We start from the raw sequence: 22,333 nt of genomic DNA, 5'->3' as shown, positions 1-22,333 counted from the left end.
GACCACGCGGAGCCCACCGCGGCGGCGGTGCGCGCCCGGATCGAGGCGCACGCGGCGCGGGCCGACGGCCGAACGGCCCTGAGCCTTCCGCTACCTGGTGTCCAGGTCCGCGTAGACCATGTGGTGGTCCGAGTGCGGGCTCGGCTGCACCCGGTGGCCGACGGCGGTGACACCGCGCAGGAAGACGTAGTCGAACCGCAGCTGCCAGTCGGTGGTCGGCTCGCAGTCGCCGGTGGACGCGGGGCGGCACCGGGAGTCCGCCTCGACCGCCAGTTGCTGCATCGGGGTGAGTTCGGGAGCGTCCGGCACGGCGTTGAAGTCCCCGATGAGGACGGCGCGTTCGTGCCGGGCGGCGGCCGCGGCCAGGACGCGCACCTGTTCCGCCCGGACCGCCTCCTGGCTGCGCTGGGCGAGGTGGGTGTTGAAGACCCGGACGGGTTCACCGCCCACGGTGGTGGTGACGGCCATGTAGCCGCGGTCCTCCGAACCGCCGTCCGGGTACTCCACGCTGACGGCGTCGGTCATGGGTGCCGCGGACAGGATCGCCTGGCCGAAGGCGCCCGGGCTCCACGGCGCTCCCCCGCACCGGCCCCACTTGCGCAGCACCGTGCCGTACTCGACGTGGTAGACCAGCCCGTGCAGGTTCCTCAGGTGTTCCCGGATGCTCTCGACGTCCCGGACACACGCCTCCTGCATGCCGATGACCTGCGGAGCGTACGCGGCGATCTCCGCGGCCCGGTCGACGTCGCCCGCGTCGCACGGGTTGCAGATGTTCCACGTCATGACCCGGTTCGGTACAACGTCCTTGACGGCTCCGACGGGCAGCGACGCGCCGAGCAGGGCACCGCTCGGCGCACTGGGGCCGACGAGCACCATGCCGACAACGGTCATGACGCCCACGAGCCACCGCGCGCACCTTCCGAGCACCACGAGCCTCCTCCCACTGGTCCTCCCATAGTGACCTCCGCGGCGGCGGTGCACGCCGGGAACGGCAAGATCGACGAAAGGAGACAGGCCATGAAGGTCGTCGTCATCGGCGCCGGTGTGCTCGGAGTGAGTGCCGCGAGGCACCTCTCCGTCGCCGGCGCGGAGGTTCTGCTGCTGGACCGGCGGGGCGCCGGCACCGGCACGAGCGGGACGACGTTCGCCTGGGTCAACTCCAACCGGAAGCACGACGTGGCCTACCACGGGCTGAACGTGGCCGGGATGGAGGAGCACGCCAGGCTCGCCGGGCGGCTGCCGGGTGCGCGGTCGTACGTCCCGAGCGGGGCCCTGCACTGGGCGGACGACGCGAGCGAGCGGCGGCTCGCGCGCAACGTCGAACGGCTGCGGTCCCTCGGCTACCCCGCGCGGTGGGTCACCCGGGAGGAGGCGGGGCGGATCGCGGGCGGGCCGCGGATCCCGGTGGCCGTCCCGGCCGTCGCGCACTTCCCCGGCGAGGGGAACGTGCTGCCCGACCTGTTCCTGGCGAACCTGCTGTCGGACGCCGAGCGGCACGGCGCGCGGTGCGCGCCGGGCGAGGTGGTGGGCATCGACGACGGGCCGGGCGGAGTGTCCGTCACCCTGGCCGGAGGCGAGACCGTCCGGGGCGACCGGGTCGTCCTGGCGGCGGGCCGCTGGACGGAGCGGCTGGCCGCACGGGCCGGGATCGACGTCCCCATGGTGACGGGCACCGCCCGCGGATCGCAGACGGTGGGCCTGCTCGGATACGTCCGGTCACCGCGGCTCAGCACCCGCTGCGTGATCCACAGCCCTGGCCTGAACCTCCGCCCCGCGGCCGGCGGGCAGACCGTGATCCAGGCCCTCGACCTGAACGCGGGAGTCGATCCGGCGGCCCCTCCCTCCCCGGACGGGGACGTCGCGGCCACCCTCGCCGCCCGGCTGCGCGCCCTGCTGCCCGAGGTGGGCCCGGCGCCCAGGATCGACCTGCGGATCGGCTTCCGCTCCCTGCCCGCGGACGGCCACACCGTCGCCGGTCCCGCCTCCGCCCGGTCCCGTGTCTACTGCCTCGTCTCACACAGCGGGATCACGCTGGCCCCGCTCCTGGGGCGGCTGGCCGCGGCCGAGATCACGACCGGGGAGGAACAGGACCTGCTGCGGCCGTTCCGGCCCACCCGGTTCCTCGGCCTGCCGCGCCGCGACGTGGAGGTGGACCAGCGGGCCACCGCGCTGGGCGACCAGTGACCCGGCCCGTCCCCGGCCGACCGGACGCCCGCGCCCACGTCCCGGGAGCCCCACGCGCCGGCTCCGCGCGGCCCCGGGCGGGAACGAGGTCGCCGTCCGCCGACCGCGGGGCCGGGCCGGCCGGTTTCCCGACGCGGGTCAGCGCACCCTTCCCCGCCGTTTCAGTGGCGCCGCCGGAAGTTCCGGAGCAGCCAGCGGATCGCCGTCGTACCCCTTCACCTCCCCGAAGCGCGTCCCCTCCGTCCAGTCCCGCCGTGCCTGCTCGATCTCCTCCTGCGACCGCCCGATCCAGTTCCAGAACATGACCAGTTCCTCGCCGAACGGCTCGCCGCCCAGGAGCATCAGGCCCGCGTCCGACTCCGCCCGCAGCGGCAACTCACGGCGGCCGCAGCCGAGGTAGAGCATCGAGCCGGGCAGCACCGGGACGCCGTCGACGTGCGCCTCGCCGGACATGGCGAGCACCGCGTACTCGAAGTCGGGCTCCAGGGGCAGCCGTACGTCGGCGCCCCGGGCCAGGGCGAGGTCGGCGCCGACGATCGGGGTGTAGGCCGTGCCCGGCGAGGCGGCGCCGTCCAGGGTGCCGAGGATCACCGTGGCCGTGAGACCGGGCCCCCGCACGAGCGGCAGGTCGGCGTGGTGCTCGAAACGCGGCTCGGTGTGACGGTGGCTGTCCGGCAGGGCCACCCACAGCTGCGCGCCGTGCAGGAAGCGGGCGTGCGAACGGGGGCTCTCCTCGGAGTGGCTGATCGCCCGGCCCGACGTCATCAGGCCCAGCTCGCGGGGCCGGATCGTCTGGAGGCTGCCGGTGGAGTCGCGGTGCAGCACCTCGCCCTGGTGCAGCCAGCTCACCGTCTGCAGGCCCATGTGGGGGTGCGGGGGCACCTGCATGCCCGGTTCGTCGGCGATGTCGTCGGGGCCGTAGTGGTCGACGAAGCACCAGGCGCCGACCATCCGGCGCCCCAGGTTGGGCAGCAGCCGGCGCACCTCGCCCGACTCGCCGAGCCGGACCTGCCGGGGGCTGAGGAGTTCACGGACCGGCTCCGCCACCACGAAGCCCCGGCCCCCGCACACGGCGGGAACCGCGTCCCGCTCGAGATTGCTCATGGCGCACAACCTAGTCGGGCGGACGCCTCCGCGTCAGTCGCGTCGCCCGGCCGTGCCGTGACACCCCGCGCCCGGAGACCGACAGCGCCCCGAAAACAGTAGCCATGTACATAGTAGCCATGTACTGTTTCGCCATGAGCACAGGTACCGAAGGCGCGACGCCGGGCTTCCTGGTGTGGCGGCTGTCGATGAAGTGGCGGGTGGCCGTCGACCGTGCGGTCGCCCCGCTGGGACTGACCCACGCGCAGTACTCGCTCGTCGCCTCCCTGCACGGCATGCAGCGCGCCGGTGAGCGTCCGAGCCAGCGCCGCCTCGCCGACCACACCGGGCTCGAACCGCTCTACGTGTCGAAGCTCGCCCGCGCACTGGAGAGCGCCGGACTCCTGGAGCGCACCCGCGACCCGCGCGACCCGCGCGCGGTGCAGCTCGCGCTCACCGAGCGGGGCCGCGAGGTGACCCGGCGGGCGATCGGCGTCGTGCAGGGGCTGCTCGGCCAGCTCCTGGCCCCCCTCGGCGGCCTCGACAGCGCGCGCACCAGGGAGTTCACCCGCGATCTGACGGCCCTGCTCGACACACCTCTCGACCCCTTCGACGCGCACGAGACGGAGCAGCCATGACCACCACCACCGCCCCCTTGCTGAACCCCCGCGTCATCGCCCTGGCCCACTACGCCGGGCGCGCGATCCTGGAGACCGTGCTGGCCCGGCACGGCGTCACCTTCCAGCAGTCCGTCACCCTCCGGCTCGCCGCCGTCGCCGACGGCCCGCTCGAACGCGACCGGCTCGCCGACGGCGTCACCGGCGCGCTCAAGACCGGCCCCGCACAGGCGCACGGCGTGATCGACGAGCTGATCGCCGCACACCTGCTGGCCCCGGAAGGGGTCTCGGACGTGCGGATCACGGACACCGGGCGGGAGCTGTACGCCACGGCCTCCGGCGAGACCGCGCCCCTCACCGCCCGCGTCTACGACGGCATTCCGGCGGAGGACCTGGCCGTCGCCGGCCGGGTCCTCGGGCTGATCACCGAGCGGGCGAACGCCGAGCTCGCCGCCCTGTCCGGCCACCCAGGCATGTAGTGGAATATTCAACCAACAGGCGGGGTTGACGGGCGCGAAGGAGGTCACCAGTGAACACGACCCTCGAGCCCACCTACTACGACCACGGGACCCCGGCGGAGCGCTGGGAGCGCGCGCAGCTGTTCTTCGACGCCCAGGACTACGCCGCCGCCGCGCGCGTGCTGGCCGGGCTGGTCGAGGAGGTGCCCGAGCAGACCGGGCCGCGGCTGCTGCTGGCGCGCTCCTACTACCACTCGGCCCAACTGCGCCGGGCCGAGGCCGAGTTGCGGACGATCGTCGAGCGGGACCCGGTGGAGCACTACGCCCGGCTGATGCTCGGCCGTACGCTCCAGCGGCAGAGCCGGCACGACGAGGCCGACGCGCACCTGCGGGTCGCCGCCGCGCTCGCGGGGGATTTCGGGGACCGCTGAGCGGGCGTGGCACGCGGCGGCGGGTGCCCGGCTCCGGGAGGGGAGCCGGGCACCCGCGCGTTCCCGGCCCCCCTCACCCCACCGGGGTTCCGGTGCCGTACGTGCGCCGCCCCCGGCGGTGGGCGATCTCGCCCAGCAGGATGTCGACCGCGAAGAAGGCGGCCAGCGGGATGCCGAACAGCGGCAGGAAGTACCCGAGCACGGCGACCCCCGCCAGCAGCGGTACCAGGATCTGCGGCGGCACCTGCTGCCAGGCGCCGCGCGGCACCGGCCGGCCGAAGGCGCCGGCGCGGCCGCGCTGCCACCACATGCGGTACCCCCAGACGATCAGCAGGACGAGACAGAGCGCGAGCAGCATCAGCAGGATCTGGTTGGCGAGGCCGAACAGGATGCCCGTGTGCAGGTCGATGCCCCAGCGGGTGAGCTTCGCGAGCACCGGGAAGTCGTCGAACCGCAGGACGTCGGTGACCTCGCCGCTCGCCGGGTCGATCGCGACGGAGTCCTGCTTGGTGGGCCAGCTGCGCTGCACCTGCTTGACGACGTACGCCGAGTCCGCGTCGGCGGGTGGCACGATCTCCACCGGGTCGCCCAGCCCTTCGGCCCGCGCCGCCGCCAGGACCTTGTCCAGGCCCACGCCGTGCGCGGCGTCCCCGGCCCGTCCGGCGGCGCCGTGGCCCGAGTGTTCACCGCCGGCCGCCGACACCGAGGGGGTGGCCTGGCCGAGGGAGGTGCGCAGCTCGTCGATGGTGGCGCCGGCGTAGGCCGACCAGGTCAGACCGGTGGCCGAGAGGAAGAAGAACCCGGCCGCCGCCCATACGCCGACGGTGCCGTGCAGTCCGAGGGTGCGCCGCCGCCCCGTCGTCCCGCGCACCTTGCGCCGGCCCCGGCGGCGGGAGAACCACAGCACCAGTCCGCCTGCCGAGATCACCCACAGCCAGCTGGCCGCCAACTCGCTGTACAGCCGCCCGCCCTCCCCCAGGCGCAGGTCCCGGTGGAACTCGTCGATCCAGGTGCGCAGGGGCAACGCCCCGGTCGAGCCGTACTGTTCGAGGGCGCCGCGCACCTCGGCGGTGTACGGGTCCACGAACACGGCGAGCGTGTAGTCCTCGCCGACGCCGGGGACGCCGGACAGCAGCACCCTGGTCGTCGCGTCTGCCTCGGGCGAGGGCCGTACGGCGGAGACCGTGCCCTGGGGATGGGCCTCGCGGGCGGCGGCGACCTGCTCGCCGATGGGCAGCTTCTCCCGGCCGACGGGGACGGTGAGTTCGTGGTCGTACACGATCTTCTCCGCCTGGAAGGAGGCGGCGTAGAGCAGGCCGGTGACGGCGGCGACGAGGAGGAACGGCGCCACCAGCACACCCGCGTAGAAGTGCAGGCGGAGGACCAGCGGGCGCAGGCGTGCCCAGCTGCTCTTCTCCGGGGCCGGGGCGGCTGGTCGAGGGGCCTCGTCCGTGGTGGTCGAGGGAGCGGTGGTCATCGGCGGGCTTCTCCGGGGGACGTCTTCTTGGGCCGTTGCGGTCCAGTAGTCGGGGCGCGGGGGCGTCCGGTTCCCGGAGCATGTGTGTGTCGTGCGCCACACGGCGGCGGCGCCGCCGTGTCATCCTGACGCGATGGGAACTCCGAGCGATCGCGCACCCCTGACCGAGCGGGTCGAGGAACTCCTCGCCGGCGGCGGCCCGTTGGCCATCGTGGCGGCGGGGGACCCGGTGCTGCGCGGCGGCACCGAGCCGTACGACGGCCAGCTGGGGCCCGCGTTGCTGGCCCGGTTCGTCGAGGCGCTGCGCCTGACGATGCGCGCGGCGCCCGGGGTCGGCCTGGCGGCGCCGCAGGTGGGGGTGGAGCTGCGGATCGCGGTGATCGAGGACCCGGCGCCGGTGCCGGAGGAGGTGCGGCTCGCGCGCGGCCGGGTGCCGCAGCCGTTCCGGGTACTGGTCAACCCCGCCTACCAGCCCGCCGGTGACGCGCGGGCCGCGTTCTTCGAGGGCTGTCTGAGCGTCCCGGGCTGGCAGGCGGTCGTCGCGCGGCCCGCCGCGGTGCGGCTGACGGGGCAGGACGAGCGGGGACGGGCGCTGGACGAGGTCGTCACGGGCTGGCCCGCCCGGATCGTGCAGCACGAGACGGACCACCTCGACGGGGTGCTCTATCTGGACCGCGCCGAACTGCGGTCCCTGTCGTCCCAGCAGGCGGTGGCGGAACGCTGGGCACAGCCCACGCCACAGGAGGCGGCGCGGGCCCTCGGCTTCCGGCTGCCGTAGGGTCCCGTGCCCCGGCGGGCGTGGTGTCCCCCGGCTGACTCAGCTGTCCCGGTACGCCTCCAGCAGCCGCAGCCACACCTCGCTGATCGTCGGGTAGGAGGGGACCGCGTGCCACAGGCGGCCCACCGGGACCTGGCCGGCGACGGCGATCGTGGCGGAGTGGATGAGTTCGCCGACGCCGGGGCCGACGAGGGTCACGCCGCGCAGGATCTCGTCCTCGACGTCGACGACCATGCGGGCGCGGCCTTTGTAGCCGTCGGCGTACAGGCCCGCCCCGGCGACCGAGGACAGGTCGACGTCGACGGCCTGCACGCGGTGCCCGGCCTGCTCCGCCTCCGCGAGGGAGAGGCCGACGGCCGCCGCCTCCGGGTCGGTGAAGACCACCTGCGGGACGGCGGCGTGGTCGGCGGTGGCGGCGTGGGCGCCCCAGGGCTGGGCGGCGAGGTCCTCGCCGGTGGCCCGGGCGGCGATGGCGGCACCGGCGATGCGGGCCTGGTACTTGCCCTGGTGGGTGAGGAGGGCGCGGTGGTTGACGTCGCCGACCGCGTAGAGCCAGTCGTGGCCGGTCACGCGGAGACTGTCGTCGACCGGCAGCCAGGAGCCGGGGTCGAGGCCGATGGTCTCCAGGCCGATGTCGTCGGTGCGCGGGGCGCGGCCGGTGGCGAAGAGGATCTCGTCCGCCTCGACGCGGTCGCCGCCGTCCGTGACGGCCACGACGGTCCCGTTCTCGCGCGTCACCGACTCCACCGACGTGCCGGTGCGGACGTCCGCGCCCGCCTCGGTGAGCGCCTCGGCGACCAGTTCCCCGGCGAAGGGCTCCATCCTGGGGAGCAGTCCCTTGCCCCGCACCAGCAGGGTGACCCGCGAGCCGAGGGCCTGCCAGACGGTGGCCATCTCGGTGGCGACCACGCCGCCGCCCACCACGATCAGCCGGCCGGGCACGGTCCTGGCACTGGTGGCCTCCCGGCTGGTCCACGGCTTGACGGCGTCGAGGCCCGGCAGCGGGGGCAGGGCGGCGCGGCTGCCGGTGCAGACCGCCACGGCGTGCCGGGCGGTCAGCACGCGCTCGGCGCCGTCCGGGCCGGTGACCGTCACCGCGCGGGGGCCGGTGAGCCGCCCGTGGCCGCGGTAGAGGTCCGCTCCGATGGAGTCGAGCCACCCGACCTGGCCGTCGTCCGTCCAGTTCGAGGTGTAGTAGTCGCGGTGGGCGAGGACGGCGGAGGCGTCGAGGGGCCCCTGCACCGCCTGGCTCAGGCCGGGCACGCGGCGGGCGTCCGCGCGGGCGATGACCGGCCGCAGCAGGGCCTTGCTGGGCATGCACGCCCAGTACGAGCACTCGCCGCCCACCAGTTCGCTCTCCACGACCGCGGTGGTCAGACCCGCCGCGCGGGTGCGGTCGGCGACGTTCTCCCCCACGGGCCCGGCCCCGAGCACCACGACGTCGTACGCGTTGGTTTCCGTTTCCGTCATGGGGTCAGTCTGGTGGGTGGTGTGCGCCCTGGCCACACGGGTAGGGGCGCGGAATACGTGCCCGGCCGGCCGTGTTGTGCCGACGGCCTGACCCCACCCAGGAAGAGGGATAGACGCCATGAGCAGCACCGTGGAGCTCACCAAGGAGAACTTCGACCAGACGGTCACGGACAACGAGTTCGTCCTGATCGACTTCTGGGCGTCCTGGTGCGGGCCGTGCAGGCAGTTCGCGCCGGTCTACGAGAAGGCGGCGGAGGAGAACCCGGACCTGGTGTTCGGCAAGGTGGACACCGAGGCGCAGCCCGAGCTGGCCGCGGCCTTCGGCATCCAGTCGATCCCCACGCTGATGATCGTGCGGGACCAGGTCGCCGTGTTCGCCCAGCCGGGCGCGCTGCCCGAGGCCGCTCTGACGGACGTCATCGGGCAGGCCCGGAACCTGGACATGGACGAGGTCCGCAAGGCGATCGCCGAGCAGCAGGCCCAGCAGTCGCAGCAGCCGGCCGAGTGACGGCCGCGGCGACCGGCCCCGGGCCAGCGGGCGCGGTGCCTGGAAGGGGCGGTCAGAACGGGTAGGGGGCCACGTCTCCGCGTACCGTCGTCCAGCGCAGTTCGGTGAAGGCCTCCAGGTTGGCCTCGCCGCCGAAGCGGGCTCCGGTGCCGGAGGCGGCCACTCCGCCGAAGGGCGCCACGGCCTCGTCGTTCACCGTCTGGTCGTTGATGTGGACGATGCCGGTCGGGATGCGCTCGGCGAGGTCCAGGCCGCGGGCCGGGTCCCGGGTGACGATGCCCAGGGACAGGCCGTACGGGCTGTGCGCGGCCAGGGCCGCCGCCTCGTCCGCCGTGCCGAAGGAGCGGACGGGCGCCACGGGGCCGAAGACCTCCTCGGTGTAGGCCGGGGTGCGGTCGTCGACGTGGGCGAGGACCGTCGGCCGGTAGAACAGCTTCTCGTGGGTGCCGCCGGCCACGACCTTGGCGCCCGCGGACCGGCTGGCGTCGACCAGGCCGTCGATCTTGGCGAGCTGTCCCGAGTCGATGATCGGACCCAGGTGGACCTGGTCCCGGTACGGGTCGCCGACCGTGAGGGACGCGGCCTTGGCGGCCAGCCGCTCGACGTACTCGTCGTACAGGGACGCGTGCACCAGGTGGCGTCCGGTGGTCATGCAGATCTGGCCCTGGTGGAAGAACGAGCCCCAGGCGGCCGTGGAGATCACCGCGTCGAGGTCGGCGTCCTCCAGCACGATCAGGGCGGAGTTTCCGCCCAGTTCCAGGTGCGCCCGCTTCAGGTGACGCCCCGCGGCCTCGCCCACGGCCCGCCCGGCGGCGGTGGAACCGGTGAAGGAGACCACGGGCACGCGCGGATCGGCGACCAGGGCCTGCCCGGCGTCCGGGCCGCCGGGCAGCACGTGCAGCAGGTCCTCCGGCAGGCCCGCGGCGGCGAACACCGCGGCGAGGGCCAGCCCGCCGCAGACGGCCGTGCGCGGATCGGGCTTGAGCAGGACCGCGTTGCCCAGCGCCAGGGCGGGGGCGACGGACCGGATGGACAGGATCAGCGGCGCGTTGAACGGGGAGATCACGCCGACCACCCCGGCCGGGACGCGGCGGGTGTACGACAGCCGCGGCGCCTCGCTGGGCAGGACCTGCCCGGCCGGGCGGGAGGCGAGCGCGGCGGCCTCATAGCACTCCTGGGCGGCGACGTGCAGTTCGAAGTCGGCCTTGCCCGGGACGGAACCGGATTCGCGGACGAGCCACGTGCGCAGTTCGGCGGCGTGCTCGGTGAACAGGTCACCGGCCTTGCGGAGCACCGCTGCCCGGGCGAAGTGCGGGGCGCGTGCCCAGGCGCGCTGGGCGTCGGCGGCGCTCGCGGCAGCGGCCTCGACGTCCTCGGGCCGGGCGAGGGCGAGGGTGCCGAGGGACTGCCCGGTGGCGGGCTCGGTGACGGTGTACCCGGGCCCCGTGAGGGTGCGGGGCTGCCAGGTGCTGGCGTCGAGCAACGGCATGACGGCTCTCCGATCGATCGGTCACCGGCTGACGGGTGGACGGAACTCCCGCGCGTGTGCGGCCGGTTCGGCGGTCACAGGGCGGGACGCGCGGATCGGTCGCGGCCGGGTGTGCCGCGGTCCGGGTGCGCACACGCCCTCATTTTGTTGAGCATGCAACATCCTAGCCGTGCCGGTGGGGACGGCCCGGTCACCGGCCGCCCGCCGGAGCGCCGCGCCGGTCAGCTGGACTCCCGGCGCACCACCGTCGCGCCCAGCGCCTTGTGGGTCTCGGGCCGCGTACCGGGGTTGCGCACCGCGCGGTCGACGAGTTCGGCGAGCTCGCGGCCCGAGGGCAGTTCCAGGTGGACGGTGCTCAGGCGCGGCCGGAGCAGCCGGCCCAGCACGAGGTCGTCGGCGCCGATCACGGCCGTCTCCTCGGGGATCCGGACGCCCTCGTCCTGCAGCGCCCGCATCAGCAGCATCGCGTACTCGTCGTTGTAGGTGAACACCGCGTCCAGGCCGAGGGTGCGCCAGCGGGCGGCGAGGCGGGCGGCGGCCTGCTCGTCGTAGGCGAGGGGCAGTTCGGTGACCGTCGCGCCGGTGCCGCGTACGGACTGGCGGACCCCGTCGAGCCGGGGCGCGGAGAACGCGTCGAGGCCGGGCTCCTGCGGGACGACCACGCCGATCCGGCGGCGGCCGCGGTCGTAGAGGTGGGCGCCCGCGCTGTGGCCCACGGCGTCGTGGTCCATGAGCAGGGCGTGCGCGCCCTCGATGGTCTCGGGGCCGAGGGTGACCACGGCCCGGGCTCCGGAGCGTTTGAGCACCGCGACCCCGCGCGGGCCGAGTCCGGAGCCGGGCACGAGGACGGCGACGGGCCGCAGCTCGGCCCAGGCGCGGGCGGCCTCGTCGCCGTGCGGGCCGCCGGTGCCGTACTGCACGACCGTGTAGTCCAGGGTGGCGAGCGCGCCCTGGAGGTCGGCGAGGAAGCGGCTGTAGAGGGGGCCGACGGGGAACGTCGGCGCGGGGATCAGGACCATGCGGCTGTGCCCGGCGCGCAGGCTGCGGGCGGCCGCGTGCGGGACGTACCCGAGTTCCTTCGCGGCGTCGTGGACGCGGCGGCGGGTGGGTTCGCTGATCCGTACGGCGCTGGTGTTGTTGAGGACGTAGGAGACGGTCGCGCGCGAGACGCCGGCCAGGCGGGCCACGTCGGCGCTCGTGGGCACGGAGCGCGACAACGCGGGGGACGGGGGCGCGGGCGTTTTCGGTATCTGCACCATGACGACGGCATCTTGGCAGAAGCCCCAACGCGCCTTTTCAGCGGGGGAGTTGTGAGGATGCCGTGAGCGTTCACGGCGGGGCGGCGCCCTCAGCCGGAGCGGTCGGCCCCCGTCACCCGGTTGACCAGGTCGATCCAGGCGTCCTCCAGGCGGGCCAGGGGCAGCCCGCACTGCTTGGTCAGGTGGTGGACCAGGGCCGGGTCCAGCTGGCCCAGCAACGCGTGGGAGAGGAGCTCGCAGTCCGCCCCGGGGACCGCCTGCCGCAGGAGCATCTCGACGTGGTGCCGCAGCACACGGCGGGCCGGGGACATGAAGCGCCGGTTGGCACCGGGCTCCGCGGCCAGCTGCAGCTCCAGGTCGTCGGTCGAGCGGCGCAGCATCGCGCGGCCGAACGCCCGCAGCCGCTCGACGGGCGGCGCGCCGGGACCGAGCGGCGGCGGGCCGCCGAGGAAGGCGGCCTGGAACTTCTTCTCGGAGTGGTCGAGCAGTGCCGTCAGCAGGCCCGTGCGGTCGCCGAACCGGCGGAAGACCGTGCCCTTGCCGACGCGGGCCGCGGCGGCCACCGCCTCCATCGTGACGCCCTCGGCGCCGCGCTCCGCGACCAGCCGCGCGGCGGCCTCCAGCAGGCGGGCCCGGTTGCGCGCGGCGTCGGCGCGCAGGCACGGCTCGTCCGCCTCCGGGGCGGTGCCGAGCTGAAGCAGCTCGGGGTGGTCGACGGACTCCCGGGGCGTCGGGGAGGGCGGCGGGACGGTGGACATGAAGCCAGCGTAAAGCATCGGGAAGAAAACTGGACCGCGGTCCGGTTAGGGTGCTACAACATTAAACGGACCTCGGTCCGGATCGTGACGGCAGTGTTTCACTGCAGTTTTCACTACGTGGGAGTCAGCATGTCTGTTCGTATCCTCGCCCTCGTCGGCAGCCTCCGCGCCGGTTCGCACAACCGCCAGCTCGCCGAGGCCGCGGTCAAGCTCGCTCCGGAGGGCGCCGAGGTGAACCTCTTCGAGGGGCTCGCCGAGATCCCCTTCTACAACGAGGACATCGACGTCGAGGGCGGCGTCCCGGCCGCCGCCGCACGGCTGCGCGAGGCCGCGAACGACGCGGACGGCCTGATCCTGTTCACGCCGGAGTACAACGGCACCATTCCGGCCGTGCTGAAGAACGCCATCGACTGGCTGTCCCGCCCGTACGGCGCGGGTGCGCTCACCGGCAAGCCGGTCGCCGTCGTCGGCACCGCCTTCGGCCAGTACGGCGGTGTCTGGGCGCACGACGAGACCCGCAAGGCGGTCGGCATCGCCGGCGGCACGGTGCTGGAGGACGTCAAGCTGTCCATCCCGGGCTCGGTGACCCGCTTCGCCGAGACCCACCCGGCCGACGACACCGAGGTCGCCGCGCAGCTGACCGAGGTCATCGCCCGCCTGCACGGCCGGGCCACGGCACCGGCCGTCGCCTGACACCCCCGCGGGGGCCGGGGCCGGCCACGGCCCCGGCCCCCGCGTCACGTCCGGGCCGGAGCACACCCGCGGGGGCGCCGGGAACCCGGGCGACCGGCCACGACGGGCCCGCACCCGGCGCCGCACGGACACCGCCCCGGCACGCCCCGTTCAGACCGCCTGCGGCGCCGCCTCCGGGCCGGCGGCGTGGATCGGCCGGTCCGAACCGGTCAGGGGCCTGCCCGTCCCGCCGTACCGCGAGGCGATGATCTCCGCCGTGATGGACACCGCCGTCTCCTCGGGCGTCCGGGCTCCCAGATCGAGGCCGATGGGAGACCTCAGCCGGGCCAGTTCCCCCTCGCTGACGCCCTCCTCCCGCAGCCGCCGGGCGCGGTCCTCGTGGGTGCGGCGCGAGCCCATGGCACCGACGTACGCGACCGGCAGCCGCAGTGCCTCCGTCAGCAGCGGCACGTCGAACTTGGCGTCGTGGGTGAGCACGCACAGCACCGTCCGCCGGTCGGTCCGGGTGCCGCGCAGGTAGCGGTCGGGCCAGTCCACGACGACCTCGTCGGCGTCGGGGAAGCGGGCCCGGGTCGCGAAGACCGGCCGCGCGTCGCAGACGGTGACGTGGTAGCCGAGGAACTTGCCCGCGCCGACCAGCGCCGACGCGAAGTCGATCGCACCGAAGACGATCATGCGCGGCGGCGGCACGGCCGACTCGACGAGCAGGGTGAGCCCGCCCGGGCAGCGCGACCCGTCCCCGGACAGCTCGACCGTGCCGGTGCGCCCGGCGTCCAGCAACGCCCGGGCCTCGGCTACGGCGGCGCGGTCCAGACCGGGGTCACCGCCGAGCCCGCCCTCGTACCCGCCGTCGGGACGCACCAGCAGCGCCCCGCCGAGCAGGTCCGCCGGTCCGCGGACCACACGGGCCAGGGCGACGGGTTCGCCGCGGCCGGCTGCCGCCACCGCGGCCAACGCCGCGGCCGCCCGCCGGGCAGGCTCCCGGGACGCCCCGGCCACCGGCGCGGGCGTTCGCGCCCCGTGTCCCGCCGGGAACGGTGTGATCATGACGTCGATCGTCCCGCCGCAGGTCAGGCCGACCGCGAAGGCGTCCTCGTCGCTGTAGCCGAACCGCTGAACCCGCGTCTTCCCGTCATGCAGGGCCTGGACGCACAGGTCGTACACCGCGCCCTCCACGCAGCCCCCGGAGACCGAGCCGATCGCGGTGCCGTCACCGGAGACCGCCAGCGCGGCGCCCGGGGGGCGCGGGGCGCTGCCGCCCACGGCGACGACCGTGGCGACGGCGAAGTCCCGGTCCTCCTCGGCCCATGCCCGCAGGCGTCCGGCCAGATCAAGCATCGCCGCCCGCCAGCAGGACGCGGTCCGGGCGGATCGGCAGGTTCCGGTGGCGGACGCCGGTCGCGTGCCACACGGCGTTGGCGACCGCCGCCGCGGCGCCCACGATGCCGATCTCACCGATGCCCTTGATCCCGACCGGGTCGTCCGGGTCGGGGTCGTCGACCCAGTCGGCCTCGACGTGCGGGACGTCGGCGTGCGCGGCGACGTGGTAGCCCGCGAGGTCGGCGCCGTACAGGCCACCGCTGGACCGGTCCCGGACGGCCTCCTCGTGCAGGGCCATGGACAGGCCCCAGACCATGCCGCCGACCAGCTGGTTGCGGGCGGTGAGCGGGTTGACGACGCGGCCGGCCGCGAAGACGCCCAGCATGCGGCGCACCCGCACCTCGCCGGTGGCCGGGTCCACGGCGACCTCCGCGAACTGCGCCCCGAAGGCGTGCCGTTCCTTCTGCGCCAGGGCGCCGACGGCCTCGGCCGTGTCCGACCGCGCGGTGACGCCCTCCGGTGGGATACCGGCGCCCGGCACGAGGCTGCGGCGCAGTTCGTCGGCGGCGGCCGTGACGGCCCACGCCCAGGAGCGGGTGCCCATGGAGCCGCCGGCGATGATCGCCGGTCCGAGGTCGCTGTCGCCGATCCGCACCCGGACCCGTTCCGTGGGCACCTCCAGCGCGTCGGCGGCGACCAGGGTGAGCGCGGTACGGGCGCCGGTGCCGATGTCCGCCGCGTTGATCCGCACCGTGAAGGTGCCGTCGGCCTCGGCGGTGACGGCCGCCGTGGAAGGCATGGCCGTCGTCGGGAAGGAAGCGGCCGCCGTGCCCGTGCCGAGCAGCCATCGCCCCTCGCGGCGCACGCCGGGGCGCGGGTCCCGCCCGGCCCAGCCGAACCGGCGGGCGCCCTCCCGGAAGCAGGCGATCAGGTTGCGGCTGCCGAAGGGCAGCCCCGACACCGGGCCGACCTCCGGCTCGTTGCGCACGCGCAGTTCGATCGGGTCGATCCCCAGCCGCTCGGCGAGCTCGTCGAGCGCCGACTCCAGCGCGAAGGAGCCCGGGGCCTCCCCCGGCGCGCGCATCCACGTCGGGCTCGGCACGTCGAGCCGCACGATCCGGCTGGCCGTGTGGTGGGCGTCGGCGGCGTACATCGACCGTCCGGCCGCGGCACCCGGCTCGACGAAGTCGTAGACGCGGGAGGTGAGGTTGAGCGAGCGGTGCTCCAGGGCGCGCAGCCGTCCGTCCGGGCCGGCGCCGAGCCTGACCCGCTGGGCGGTGGGGCTGCGGTAGCCGGCGAGCGAGAACATCTGCCGGCGGGTCATGACGACCCTGACCGGGCGCTGCAGGACGGTCGCGGCCATCACGGCGGCCACCTGGTGGGCGCGCAGGCCCTTGCTGCCGAAGCCGCCGCCGACGTGTTCGGAGCGCACCCGCACGGAGGCCGGGTCGAGGGAGAACAGGCTCGCGAGTTCACCGGCGACCCAGCCGGTGCCCTGGTTGGAGTCGACGACCTCCAGGCGGCCGCCCTCCCACCGGGCGGCGGCCGCGTGCGGCTCCATCGGGTGGTGGTGCTCCTGCGGGGTGGTGTACTCCGCGTCGACCACGACGGCGGAGGCCGCCAGCCGGGCCTCCAGGTCGCCCTTCTCCACCACGGCCGGCATGTGCCCGTCCACCGTGCGGCCCTCGTTCTCGCGCTCCGCGGAGAAGGCGACGTCGTGCGGCTCGCGCTCGTAGTCGACGGCGAGTGACTCGGCGGCCTCCCGGGCCTGTTCGGACGTCTCGGCGACGACCAGCGCCACCGGCCAGCCCATGTGGGCCACCCGGTCGTCCTGGAAGAGGGCGACGCTCGGGTCCGGGGGCACACCGAGCAGCCCGGCGTAGTCGGTGGTGAGGTGCGGGGCGTTGCCGTGGTGGAGCACGGTGAGGACCCCGGGCATCCGCAGGACGGCCTCGGTGTGCAGGGCGCGGACCCGGCCGCGGGCCACGGTGGACAGCACCAGCCAGCCGTGCGCGAGGTCGGCGAAGGGGATCTCGCCGGCGTAACGGGCGGCTCCGGTGACCTTGTCGCGGCCTTCCACGCGGGTGTGCGCGGTGCCGACGGCTCCCCGGGTGGCGGTGGTCATCGGGCGGCCTCCTCGGCGAGTTCGCTCAGGACGGCCACGACGAGGTTGCGCATCAGGGTCACCTTGTATCCGTTGTGAGGCAGGGGCCTGGCGGCCGCCAGTTCGGCGTCCGCGGCCGCCGCGAAGTTCGCGGCGGTCGCGGGGGCGCCGGTCAGGGCGCGCTCGGCCGCCCGGGCCCGCCAGGGGCGGGAGGCGACGGCGCCGAACGCCAGGCGCACGTCGTGCACGAGGCCGTCGCGCACGTCCAGCGCGGCGGCGACGGAGCCGAGGGCGAAGGCGTACGAGGCCCGCTCGCGGACCTTGCGGTAGCGCGAGTGCGCCGCCACCGGTGCGGCCGGCAGGGTCACTTGGGTGATCAGCGCGCCCGGCGGCAGGACGGTCTCCCGGTGCGGGGTGTCCCCGACCGGCAGGTAGAAGTCGGCCAGCGGCACCTCGCCCGGACCGTCCGCCGTCTCGTACGACACGACGGCGTCGAAGGCGGCCAGGGCCACGCCCATGTCGGAGGGGTGGGTCGCCACGCAGTGGCCGGAGGCGCCGAGGACGGCGTGGTTGTGGTGCTCGCCGGTGAGGGCGGGGCAGCCGCTGCCGGGATCGCGCTTGTTGCAGGGCGAGCCGACGTCGGTGAAGTAGCCGCAGCGGGTGCGCTGGAGCAGGTTGCCGCCGACGGTGGCCATGTTGCGCAGCTGCCCGGAGGCGCCGGCCAGCACGGCGTGCGCCAGGGCCGGGTAGCGGCGGCGGACCTCCGGATGGGCGGCCAGGTCGCTGTTGGTGACGGTGGCTCCGATGCGCAGGCCGCCGTCCGCGGCCGGTTCGACGCGGTCCAGGGGCAGTTCGCGGACGTCGACGAGCAGGGCGGGCCGCTCGACGCCGGTCTTCATCAGGTCGACCAGGTTGGTGCCGCCGCCCAGGAAGCGTGCGTCGGGGTCGCCGTCGAGCAGCGCCACCGCACCGGGGACGTCGTGGGCCCGCCGGTAGCCGAACTCCCTCATGCCGCGGCTCCCTCGGACTCGGCGGCGGCCCGGGCGACGGCCTGGACGATGGACACGTACGCGCCACAGCGGCACAGGTTTCCGCTCATCCGTTCCCGTATCTCCTCGGGGGTCAGTGCGGGCGGCCCGGCCTCGGGCCGTACGTCGCCGGTGACCGCGCTCGGCCAGCCGGCCGCGTGCTCCTCGATCACGGCGATGGCCGAACAGATCTGTCCCGGCGTGCAGTAGCCGCACTGGAAGCCGTCCAGATCGAGGAAGGCCTGCTGGACCGGGTGCAGTCGCCCGCCCCGGGCGACGCCTTCGACGGTGGTGATCTCGCGTCCTTCGGCCGCGACGGCCAGGTGCAGGCAGGCCACGCTGCGGCGGCCGTCGACCAGGACGGTGCAGGCACCGCACTGCCCCTGGTCACAGCCCTTCTTGGTGCCGGTCAGGTCCAGTCGTTCGCGCAGCGCGTCGAGCAGGGTGGTGCGGTGGTCGACGGTCAGCGTGTACTTCTCGCCGTTGACGGACAGGGTGAGGTCGCTGGACGTCGATGGGGGCATGGAAGCCTTCTTTCACATCGCGAGGTCGGGCGGGAGGCCGTGCGGGTGGCGGCGCCGGTCCGCGGCGGGGCAGGATGCGGGGGCGGACCGGCCGTGACGGGGGCCGGTACGGGGTGTGCGCGGGGAGGGCACGCCGGTACGATGAGACAAGCGGACAGTTGTCCGTTACCCGGAAAACGTAACGGACAACTGTCCGCTTAACAAGGCCGGGTTTCGGCCACGACCGCGAGGAGGGCGAGTGCCGCAGCGGAAGGACGCTCCCCTGCGCTCGGACGCGCAGCGCAACCGCGAGCGCATCCTGGAGGTGGCCCTGGTCGAGCTGACGCGCTCGGCGGACGCGCCGTTGAGCGCCATCGCCAAGAAGGCGGGGGTCGGTCAGGGCACCTTCTACCGCCACTTCCCGAACCGGGAAGCGCTCGTCCTGGAGATCTACCGCCACGAGATGCGGCAGGTCGCCGAGTCGGCGGCGCCGCTGCTGGAGAGCCGGGAGCCCGACCGGGCGCTGCGCGAGTGGATGGACCGCCTCGCCCGGTTCGCCATGACGAAGGCGGGCCTGGCCGACGCGATCCGCCAGGCCACCAGCGCGCCGGGGAAGCCGGAGAAGCCGGGACACGCGCCGGTGACCGAGGCGGCCGACTTGCTGCTGCGCGCCGCCGAGCGGGCCGGCAGCATCCGGCCGGGCATCACGGCGGACGACCTGTTCCTCGCCATCGGCGGCCTGTGGACGATCGACCCGCACGACGACTGGCAGCCCCGCGCGACCCGCCTGCTGGACCTGGTGATGGACGCGCTGCGGGTGGGAGCGCCCGGACGCTGAGCGACCGCCGGGGCGGGGCGCGGTGCCGTGCGGGGTGACGGGCACCGGCCCCGGAGTTCCGCCGTCACCGCCGGGCGGGGAGAGCGCACCCGGCCCGGCCACCAGGCGGCCAGGAGCAGCGTCCGGCCCCGTACCTCTCGGACGCCCCTCGGCGGGCCGTCTCGCGCCCGCACCCGGCCCTGACGGCAGGTCACCCGACCCCGTCCCGGGACACTCCGGCGGACCCCGCCTCCACCGTGATCCGGATCGCCCCCGGCGGCCCGCCCCACGCCCTCCGCCTGGGAGACACTGTCGTGGCCCTCCCGTACGAGGATCAGGAGCTTGAGGCATGAGCGTGCAGCGGTATCCCCTGTCCGGGGTCACGGTGGTCAGCCTGGAACAGGCGGTGGCCGCTCCCTACGCCACCCGGCAGCTCGCCGACCTCGGCGCCCGGGTGATCAAGGTGGAGCGCCCCGGCGGCGGTGACTTCGCCCGGCGCTACGACACGACCGTGCACGGCCACTCCAGCTATTTCGTGTGGATCAACCGCTCCAAGGAGTCGCTCACCCTGGACCTGAAGGACCCGCGCGGCCGCGAGATCCTGCACGACCTGCTCGACGGCGCCGACGTGTTCGTGCAGAACCTCGCCCCGGGCGCCGCCGGCCGCCTCGGCCTGGACGCCGCCGCCGTCACCAGCCGCCGCCCCCAGCTGATCCCGTGCACGATAAGCGGCTGGGGCACGACCGGCCCCTGGGCCGACCGCAAGGCCTACGACCTGCTCGTGCAGTGCCAGACCGGGCTGGTGTCCCTCACCGGCACGCCGGACGCGACGTCCCGGACGGGCATCTCCGTCGCCGACATCGCCGCGGGGATGTACGCCTACAGCGGCATCCTCACGGCCCTGTACACCCGCGCCGTCACCGGAGAGGCCCACCCCGTGGAGGTGTCCCTGTTCGAGGCGCTCGCCGAGTGGATGGGCCAGCCCGCCTACTACACCCGGCACGGCGGCACCCAGCCCCCGCGCCTGGGCACCCGGCACGCCACCATCGCGCCGTACGGGACGTACCCGGCCGCCGACGGCAAGGAGGTGCTGTTCTCCGTCCAGAACGAGCGGGAGTGGGCGGCCCTGTGCACCGAGTTCCTCGGCCGGCCCGAGCTCGTGGACGACCCGCGCTTCGCCACCGCCTCCGACCGCGTCGCCCACCGCGGGGAACTCGACGCGGTCGTCGCCGGCCGCTTCGCCCGCTCCGCGTCCGACGAGATCCTCACGGACCTGGAGCGGATCGGCGTCGCCTGCGCGGGGGTCAACGACGTCGCCGCGTTCCTGGACCACCCCGTGCTCGCGGCCCGCGGCCGCTGGACCGAGGTCGGCGTGCCCGGCGCCACGGTGGAGGCCCTGCTCCCGCCGGCCGACCTGGTGGGCCTGCCCGCGCGCATGGACCCCGTGCCGGACGTGGGCGAGCACACCGAGGCCATCCTCACCGAACTGGGCCGCACCGGCGAGGAGGTGGCGGCACTGCGCGCGGACGGCGTCGTCTGACGGGTGCGGACGGGCTCATCCGGACTCGGCGGAGCGCCGTTGCGCGTCCTCGGCCTCCCGCTGCGCCGCATCCCGCTTCCCCGAGGCCCGCAGGCTCGTGATCGTGGTGACGGTGAGGACGAGCACGATGAAGCCCAGGGAGAAGGGGATGCTGATCTCGGGGACGTGGACGCCCGACTCGTGCAGGGCGTGCAGCACCAGCTTCACGCCGATGAAGCCCAGGATGATCGACAGGCCGTAGGAGAGGTGGACCAGCTTCTTCAGCAGCCCGCCGATGAGGAAGTACAGCTGGCGCAGGCCCATCAGGGCGAAGGCGTTGGCGGTGAAGACGATGTACGGGTCCTGGGTCAGGCCGTAGATGGCGGGGATGGAGTCGAGGGCGAACAGCACGTCGGTGGAGCCGATCGCGAGCATCACGACCAGCATCGGCGTCATGATCCGCTTGCCGTTCTCGGTGATGAACAGCCGGGTGCCGTGGTAGCGGTCGGCCACGCCGAAGCGCCGCTCCGCCATCTTCAGCAGCTTGTTCTCCTGGTACTCCTCCTCGTGCTCCTCCTTGCGGGCGTCCTGGACCAGCTTCCAGGCAGTCCAGATCAGGAACGCCCCGAAGAGGTAGAAGACCCAGGAGAAGGCGGAGATGATCGCCGCGCCGGCCGCGATGAACACGGCCCGCAGCACCAGGGCCGTCAGGACGCCGATCATGAGCACCCGCTGCTGGTACTGCGGGGGCACCGCGAACTTCGCCATGATCAGGACGAACACGAAGAGGTTGTCCACGCTCAGTGACTTCTCGGTGATGTACCCGGCGAAGAACTCGCCCGTGGGCCCGCTCCCCCCGAAGTACCACAGGCCCAGCCCGAACAGCACGGCCAGGACGATCCACACCACCGTCCACGTCCCGGCTTCCTTCAGGGTCACCTCGTGGGGCTTGCGGCCGATGAAGAAGTCGACGGCGACGAGCACGCACAGGGCCGCCACCGTGAGCAGCCACACGGAGAGCGAGACGTTCACGTGTTACTCCTGGTGCAGATGTGGGGATGGCACATCGTCGTCCCGGATGGCCGGTTCTCGCCACTCCTGCCAGGTGAACACTTGGTCAAGACGGCACGTGGAGGGCCTCCAGGACGTCCTGGTCCGTCAGCTGCCCGAAGTCCTCGTACCACTGGCCCACGGCCAGGAACGCGGCCGGCACGTGCAGGCACACCACCTCGTCCGCCTCCGCGCGCATCAGCCCGGCCGCCTCCCGGGAGCACACCGGCGCGGCCAGCACCACCCGCCCGGGCTCCTGACGGCGTACGAAGCGCAGCGCGGCCCGGGCCGTGGAACCGGTCGCCAGGCCGTCGTCGACGACGATCACGGTCCGTCCCCGCAGGTCCGGCGCGGGGCGGCCCTGCCGGTACAGCCGCTCACGGCGGCGCAGTTCCGCGCGTTCCCGTTCGATGACGGGGGCCAGGGCGGCCTCGCCGATGCCCAGGTGGCGCAGGGCGTCGTGGTCGAGGAGGGGCACCTCGTCCCCGGCCATGGCACCGACGCCGAGCTCCTCGTGGAAGGGCGCCCCGATCTTGCGCACGACCAGCACGTCGAGCGGGGCGCGCAGGGCCGCGGCCACCTCGCGCGCCACGGCCACGCCGCCGCGGGGCAGCGCCAGGACCACGGGGCCGGGCAGGGCTCCCTCGCGCTGCCGGGTGCGCAGCGTTTCGGCCAGTTCTCCGCCGGCCTGCCGACGATCACGGAACCGCATGACGTCACCTCCGCCGCCGCTCGCGCGCGACTGCCCGCGCGGTTGGCCGGGCCGGTCCGGCCCCCGCGTACCCCG

The 22,333-nt window shown here is 74.5% G+C and carries 22 protein-coding genes; 9 read left to right on the top strand and 13 right to left on the bottom strand.

What is annotated here, in order from left to right; all coding sequences use genetic code 11:
• Positions 1–90: 90 nt before the first annotated feature.
• Positions 91–891, bottom strand: coding sequence for an endonuclease/exonuclease/phosphatase family protein (locus tag AC07DA_RS28555; protein WP_479131085.1), 801 nt, complete (start codon positions 889–891; stop codon positions 91–93).
• A 126-nt stretch (positions 892–1,017) separates the two neighbouring features.
• On the opposite strand from AC07DA_RS28555, the gene AC07DA_RS28550 reads away from it, so the two are divergent.
• Positions 1,018–2,184 (top strand): NAD(P)/FAD-dependent oxidoreductase, encoded by a 1,167-nt coding sequence (locus AC07DA_RS28550; RefSeq protein WP_479131084.1) that lies wholly within the window; start codon positions 1,018–1,020, stop codon positions 2,182–2,184.
• Positions 2,185–2,322: 138 nt separating this feature from the next.
• Here the strand turns inward: AC07DA_RS28550 and AC07DA_RS28545 are convergent, their stop codons facing one another.
• Positions 2,323–3,288, bottom strand: a complete 966-nt coding sequence (locus AC07DA_RS28545) for a pirin family protein (protein ID WP_479131083.1) — start codon at positions 3,286–3,288, stop codon at positions 2,323–2,325.
• A gap of 134 nt (positions 3,289–3,422) precedes the next feature.
• Between AC07DA_RS28545 and AC07DA_RS28540 the strand changes: the two genes are divergently transcribed.
• The 3 genes from AC07DA_RS28540 to AC07DA_RS28530 are packed head-to-tail and all read left to right on the top strand — an operon-like array spanning position 3,423 to position 4,773.
• Positions 3,423–3,905 carry a MarR family winged helix-turn-helix transcriptional regulator gene (locus AC07DA_RS28540; RefSeq protein WP_479131082.1) on the top strand — a complete coding sequence of 161 codons (483 nt, stop codon included), beginning with the start codon at positions 3,423–3,425 and terminating at the stop codon, positions 3,903–3,905.
• Complete coding sequence (locus tag AC07DA_RS28535) at positions 3,902–4,363, top strand: MarR family transcriptional regulator (protein ID WP_479131081.1); 462 nt, start codon at positions 3,902–3,904, stop codon at positions 4,361–4,363. Before AC07DA_RS28540 ends, AC07DA_RS28535 begins: the two co-directional genes overlap by 4 nt.
• Before the next feature lie 50 nt (positions 4,364–4,413).
• Complete coding sequence (locus AC07DA_RS28530) at positions 4,414–4,773, top strand: tetratricopeptide repeat protein (RefSeq protein WP_479131080.1); 360 nt, start codon at positions 4,414–4,416, stop codon at positions 4,771–4,773.
• Positions 4,774–4,846: 73 nt separating this feature from the next.
• Here the strand turns inward: AC07DA_RS28530 and AC07DA_RS28525 are convergent, their stop codons facing one another.
• Positions 4,847–6,250 (bottom strand): PepSY-associated TM helix domain-containing protein, encoded by a 1,404-nt coding sequence (locus AC07DA_RS28525; RefSeq protein ID WP_479131079.1) that lies wholly within the window; start codon positions 6,248–6,250, stop codon positions 4,847–4,849.
• A 133-nt stretch (positions 6,251–6,383) separates the two neighbouring features.
• On the opposite strand from AC07DA_RS28525, the gene AC07DA_RS28520 reads away from it, so the two are divergent.
• On the top strand, positions 6,384–7,028 hold the full coding sequence (locus tag AC07DA_RS28520; protein ID WP_479131078.1) for a peptide deformylase: 645 nt from the start codon (positions 6,384–6,386) through the stop codon (positions 7,026–7,028).
• Positions 7,029–7,067: 39 nt separating this feature from the next.
• Here AC07DA_RS28520 and AC07DA_RS28515 read toward each other — a convergent pair whose 3' ends face one another.
• Positions 7,068–8,498 carry a dihydrolipoyl dehydrogenase family protein gene (locus tag AC07DA_RS28515; protein ID WP_479131077.1) on the bottom strand — a complete coding sequence of 477 codons (1,431 nt, stop codon included), beginning with the start codon at positions 8,496–8,498 and terminating at the stop codon, positions 7,068–7,070.
• Between the two features lie 118 nt (positions 8,499–8,616).
• Here AC07DA_RS28515 and trxA point away from each other — a divergent pair, with 118 nt between their 5' ends.
• The gene (trxA, locus tag AC07DA_RS28510) at positions 8,617–9,006 is read left to right on the top strand and encodes a thioredoxin (protein ID WP_479131076.1); all 390 of its coding nucleotides are present in this window, start codon (positions 8,617–8,619) and stop codon (positions 9,004–9,006) included.
• Between the two features lie 52 nt (positions 9,007–9,058).
• Here trxA and AC07DA_RS28505 read toward each other — a convergent pair whose 3' ends face one another.
• The 3 genes from AC07DA_RS28505 to AC07DA_RS28495 form a co-directional block, all read right to left on the bottom strand.
• The gene (locus AC07DA_RS28505; protein ID WP_479131075.1) at positions 9,059–10,495 is read right to left on the bottom strand and encodes a benzaldehyde dehydrogenase; all 1,437 of its coding nucleotides are present in this window, start codon (positions 10,493–10,495) and stop codon (positions 9,059–9,061) included.
• 221 nt (positions 10,496–10,716) lie between these two features.
• Positions 10,717–11,754, bottom strand: coding sequence for a LacI family DNA-binding transcriptional regulator (locus AC07DA_RS28500; RefSeq protein WP_479131074.1), 1,038 nt, complete (start codon positions 11,752–11,754; stop codon positions 10,717–10,719).
• Positions 11,755–11,843: 89 nt separating this feature from the next.
• A complete protein-coding gene (locus AC07DA_RS28495; protein ID WP_479131073.1) occupies positions 11,844–12,512 on the bottom strand; it encodes a TetR/AcrR family transcriptional regulator in 669 nt (222 codons plus the stop codon).
• 129 nt (positions 12,513–12,641) lie between these two features.
• Here AC07DA_RS28495 and AC07DA_RS28490 point away from each other — a divergent pair, with 129 nt between their 5' ends.
• Positions 12,642–13,205 carry an NAD(P)H-dependent oxidoreductase gene (locus AC07DA_RS28490; RefSeq protein ID WP_479131072.1) on the top strand — a complete coding sequence of 188 codons (564 nt, stop codon included), beginning with the start codon at positions 12,642–12,644 and terminating at the stop codon, positions 13,203–13,205.
• Positions 13,206–13,355: 150 nt separating this feature from the next.
• On the opposite strand, the gene AC07DA_RS28485 is transcribed toward AC07DA_RS28490, so the two are convergent.
• Genes AC07DA_RS28485 through AC07DA_RS28470 form a run of 4 tightly spaced genes read right to left on the bottom strand, consistent with a single transcriptional unit; the run spans position 13,356 to position 18,181 of the window.
• Positions 13,356–14,543, bottom strand: coding sequence for an XdhC family protein (locus tag AC07DA_RS28485; RefSeq protein WP_479131071.1), 1,188 nt, complete (start codon positions 14,541–14,543; stop codon positions 13,356–13,358).
• The gene (locus AC07DA_RS28480; protein WP_479131070.1) at positions 14,536–16,650 is read right to left on the bottom strand and encodes a xanthine dehydrogenase family protein molybdopterin-binding subunit; all 2,115 of its coding nucleotides are present in this window, start codon (positions 16,648–16,650) and stop codon (positions 14,536–14,538) included. The genes AC07DA_RS28485 and AC07DA_RS28480 overlap by 8 nt, the downstream gene beginning before the upstream one ends.
• Complete coding sequence (locus tag AC07DA_RS28475; protein WP_479131069.1) at positions 16,647–17,639, bottom strand: FAD binding domain-containing protein; 993 nt, start codon at positions 17,637–17,639, stop codon at positions 16,647–16,649. The genes AC07DA_RS28480 and AC07DA_RS28475 overlap by 4 nt, the downstream gene beginning before the upstream one ends.
• Entirely contained in the window at positions 17,636–18,181 is a 546-nt protein-coding gene (locus tag AC07DA_RS28470; protein WP_479131068.1) for a 2Fe-2S iron-sulfur cluster-binding protein, read from the bottom strand. Before AC07DA_RS28470 ends, AC07DA_RS28475 begins: the two co-directional genes overlap by 4 nt.
• Positions 18,182–18,419: 238 nt before the next feature.
• On the opposite strand from AC07DA_RS28470, the gene AC07DA_RS28465 reads away from it, so the two are divergent.
• Both AC07DA_RS28465 and AC07DA_RS28460 read left to right on the top strand, forming a co-directional pair.
• Positions 18,420–18,998 (top strand): TetR/AcrR family transcriptional regulator, encoded by a 579-nt coding sequence (locus AC07DA_RS28465; RefSeq protein WP_479131067.1) that lies wholly within the window; start codon positions 18,420–18,422, stop codon positions 18,996–18,998.
• A gap of 328 nt (positions 18,999–19,326) precedes the next feature.
• The gene (locus AC07DA_RS28460; protein WP_479131066.1) at positions 19,327–20,517 is read left to right on the top strand and encodes a CaiB/BaiF CoA transferase family protein; all 1,191 of its coding nucleotides are present in this window, start codon (positions 19,327–19,329) and stop codon (positions 20,515–20,517) included.
• Positions 20,518–20,532: 15 nt separating this feature from the next.
• Here AC07DA_RS28460 and AC07DA_RS28455 read toward each other — a convergent pair whose 3' ends face one another.
• Both AC07DA_RS28455 and AC07DA_RS28450 read right to left on the bottom strand, forming a co-directional pair.
• Positions 20,533–21,528 carry a TerC family protein gene (locus tag AC07DA_RS28455; protein ID WP_479131065.1) on the bottom strand — a complete coding sequence of 332 codons (996 nt, stop codon included), beginning with the start codon at positions 21,526–21,528 and terminating at the stop codon, positions 20,533–20,535.
• A gap of 85 nt (positions 21,529–21,613) precedes the next feature.
• Positions 21,614–22,258 (bottom strand): phosphoribosyltransferase, encoded by a 645-nt coding sequence (locus AC07DA_RS28450; RefSeq protein ID WP_479131064.1) that lies wholly within the window; start codon positions 22,256–22,258, stop codon positions 21,614–21,616.
• Between the last annotated feature and the right edge of the window lie 75 nt (positions 22,259–22,333).

The sequence above is a fragment of the Streptomyces sp. NPDC044921 genome, assembly GCF_056432865.1.
Note: the sequence above shows the minus strand (reverse complement) of the source record. Positions and strands in the feature narration are given on the sequence as shown.

Excerpts from the sequence above, each read along its gene's own strand:
- AC07DA_RS28540 (WP_479131082.1), top strand. The coding sequence starts at position 3,423 with ATGAGCACAGGTACCGAAGGCGCGACGCCGGGCTTCCTGGTGTGGCGG.
- AC07DA_RS28485 (WP_479131071.1), bottom strand. The coding sequence starts at position 14,543 with ATGCTTGATCTGGCCGGACGCCTGCGGGCATGGGCCGAGGAGGACCGG.
- AC07DA_RS28475 (WP_479131069.1), bottom strand. The coding sequence starts at position 17,639 with ATGAGGGAGTTCGGCTACCGGCGGGCCCACGACGTCCCCGGTGCGGTG.
- trxA (WP_479131076.1), top strand. The coding sequence starts at position 8,617 with ATGAGCAGCACCGTGGAGCTCACCAAGGAGAACTTCGACCAGACGGTC.
- AC07DA_RS28460 (WP_479131066.1), top strand. The coding sequence starts at position 19,327 with ATGAGCGTGCAGCGGTATCCCCTGTCCGGGGTCACGGTGGTCAGCCTG.
- AC07DA_RS28480 (WP_479131070.1), bottom strand. The coding sequence starts at position 16,650 with ATGACCACCGCCACCCGGGGAGCCGTCGGCACCGCGCACACCCGCGTG.
- AC07DA_RS28535 (WP_479131081.1), top strand. The coding sequence starts at position 3,902 with ATGACCACCACCACCGCCCCCTTGCTGAACCCCCGCGTCATCGCCCTG.
- AC07DA_RS28520 (WP_479131078.1), top strand. The coding sequence starts at position 6,384 with ATGGGAACTCCGAGCGATCGCGCACCCCTGACCGAGCGGGTCGAGGAA.
- AC07DA_RS28515 (WP_479131077.1), bottom strand. The coding sequence starts at position 8,498 with ATGACGGAAACGGAAACCAACGCGTACGACGTCGTGGTGCTCGGGGCC.
- AC07DA_RS28500 (WP_479131074.1), bottom strand. The coding sequence starts at position 11,754 with ATGGTGCAGATACCGAAAACGCCCGCGCCCCCGTCCCCCGCGTTGTCG.
- AC07DA_RS28545 (WP_479131083.1), bottom strand. The coding sequence starts at position 3,288 with ATGAGCAATCTCGAGCGGGACGCGGTTCCCGCCGTGTGCGGGGGCCGG.
- AC07DA_RS28495 (WP_479131073.1), bottom strand. The coding sequence starts at position 12,512 with ATGTCCACCGTCCCGCCGCCCTCCCCGACGCCCCGGGAGTCCGTCGAC.
- AC07DA_RS28525 (WP_479131079.1), bottom strand. The coding sequence starts at position 6,250 with ATGACCACCGCTCCCTCGACCACCACGGACGAGGCCCCTCGACCAGCC.
- AC07DA_RS28550 (WP_479131084.1), top strand. The coding sequence starts at position 1,018 with ATGAAGGTCGTCGTCATCGGCGCCGGTGTGCTCGGAGTGAGTGCCGCG.
- AC07DA_RS28555 (WP_479131085.1), bottom strand. The coding sequence starts at position 891 with ATGACCGTTGTCGGCATGGTGCTCGTCGGCCCCAGTGCGCCGAGCGGT.
- AC07DA_RS28505 (WP_479131075.1), bottom strand. The coding sequence starts at position 10,495 with ATGCCGTTGCTCGACGCCAGCACCTGGCAGCCCCGCACCCTCACGGGG.
- AC07DA_RS28490 (WP_479131072.1), top strand. The coding sequence starts at position 12,642 with ATGTCTGTTCGTATCCTCGCCCTCGTCGGCAGCCTCCGCGCCGGTTCG.
- AC07DA_RS28450 (WP_479131064.1), bottom strand. The coding sequence starts at position 22,258 with ATGCGGTTCCGTGATCGTCGGCAGGCCGGCGGAGAACTGGCCGAAACG.
- AC07DA_RS28470 (WP_479131068.1), bottom strand. The coding sequence starts at position 18,181 with ATGCCCCCATCGACGTCCAGCGACCTCACCCTGTCCGTCAACGGCGAG.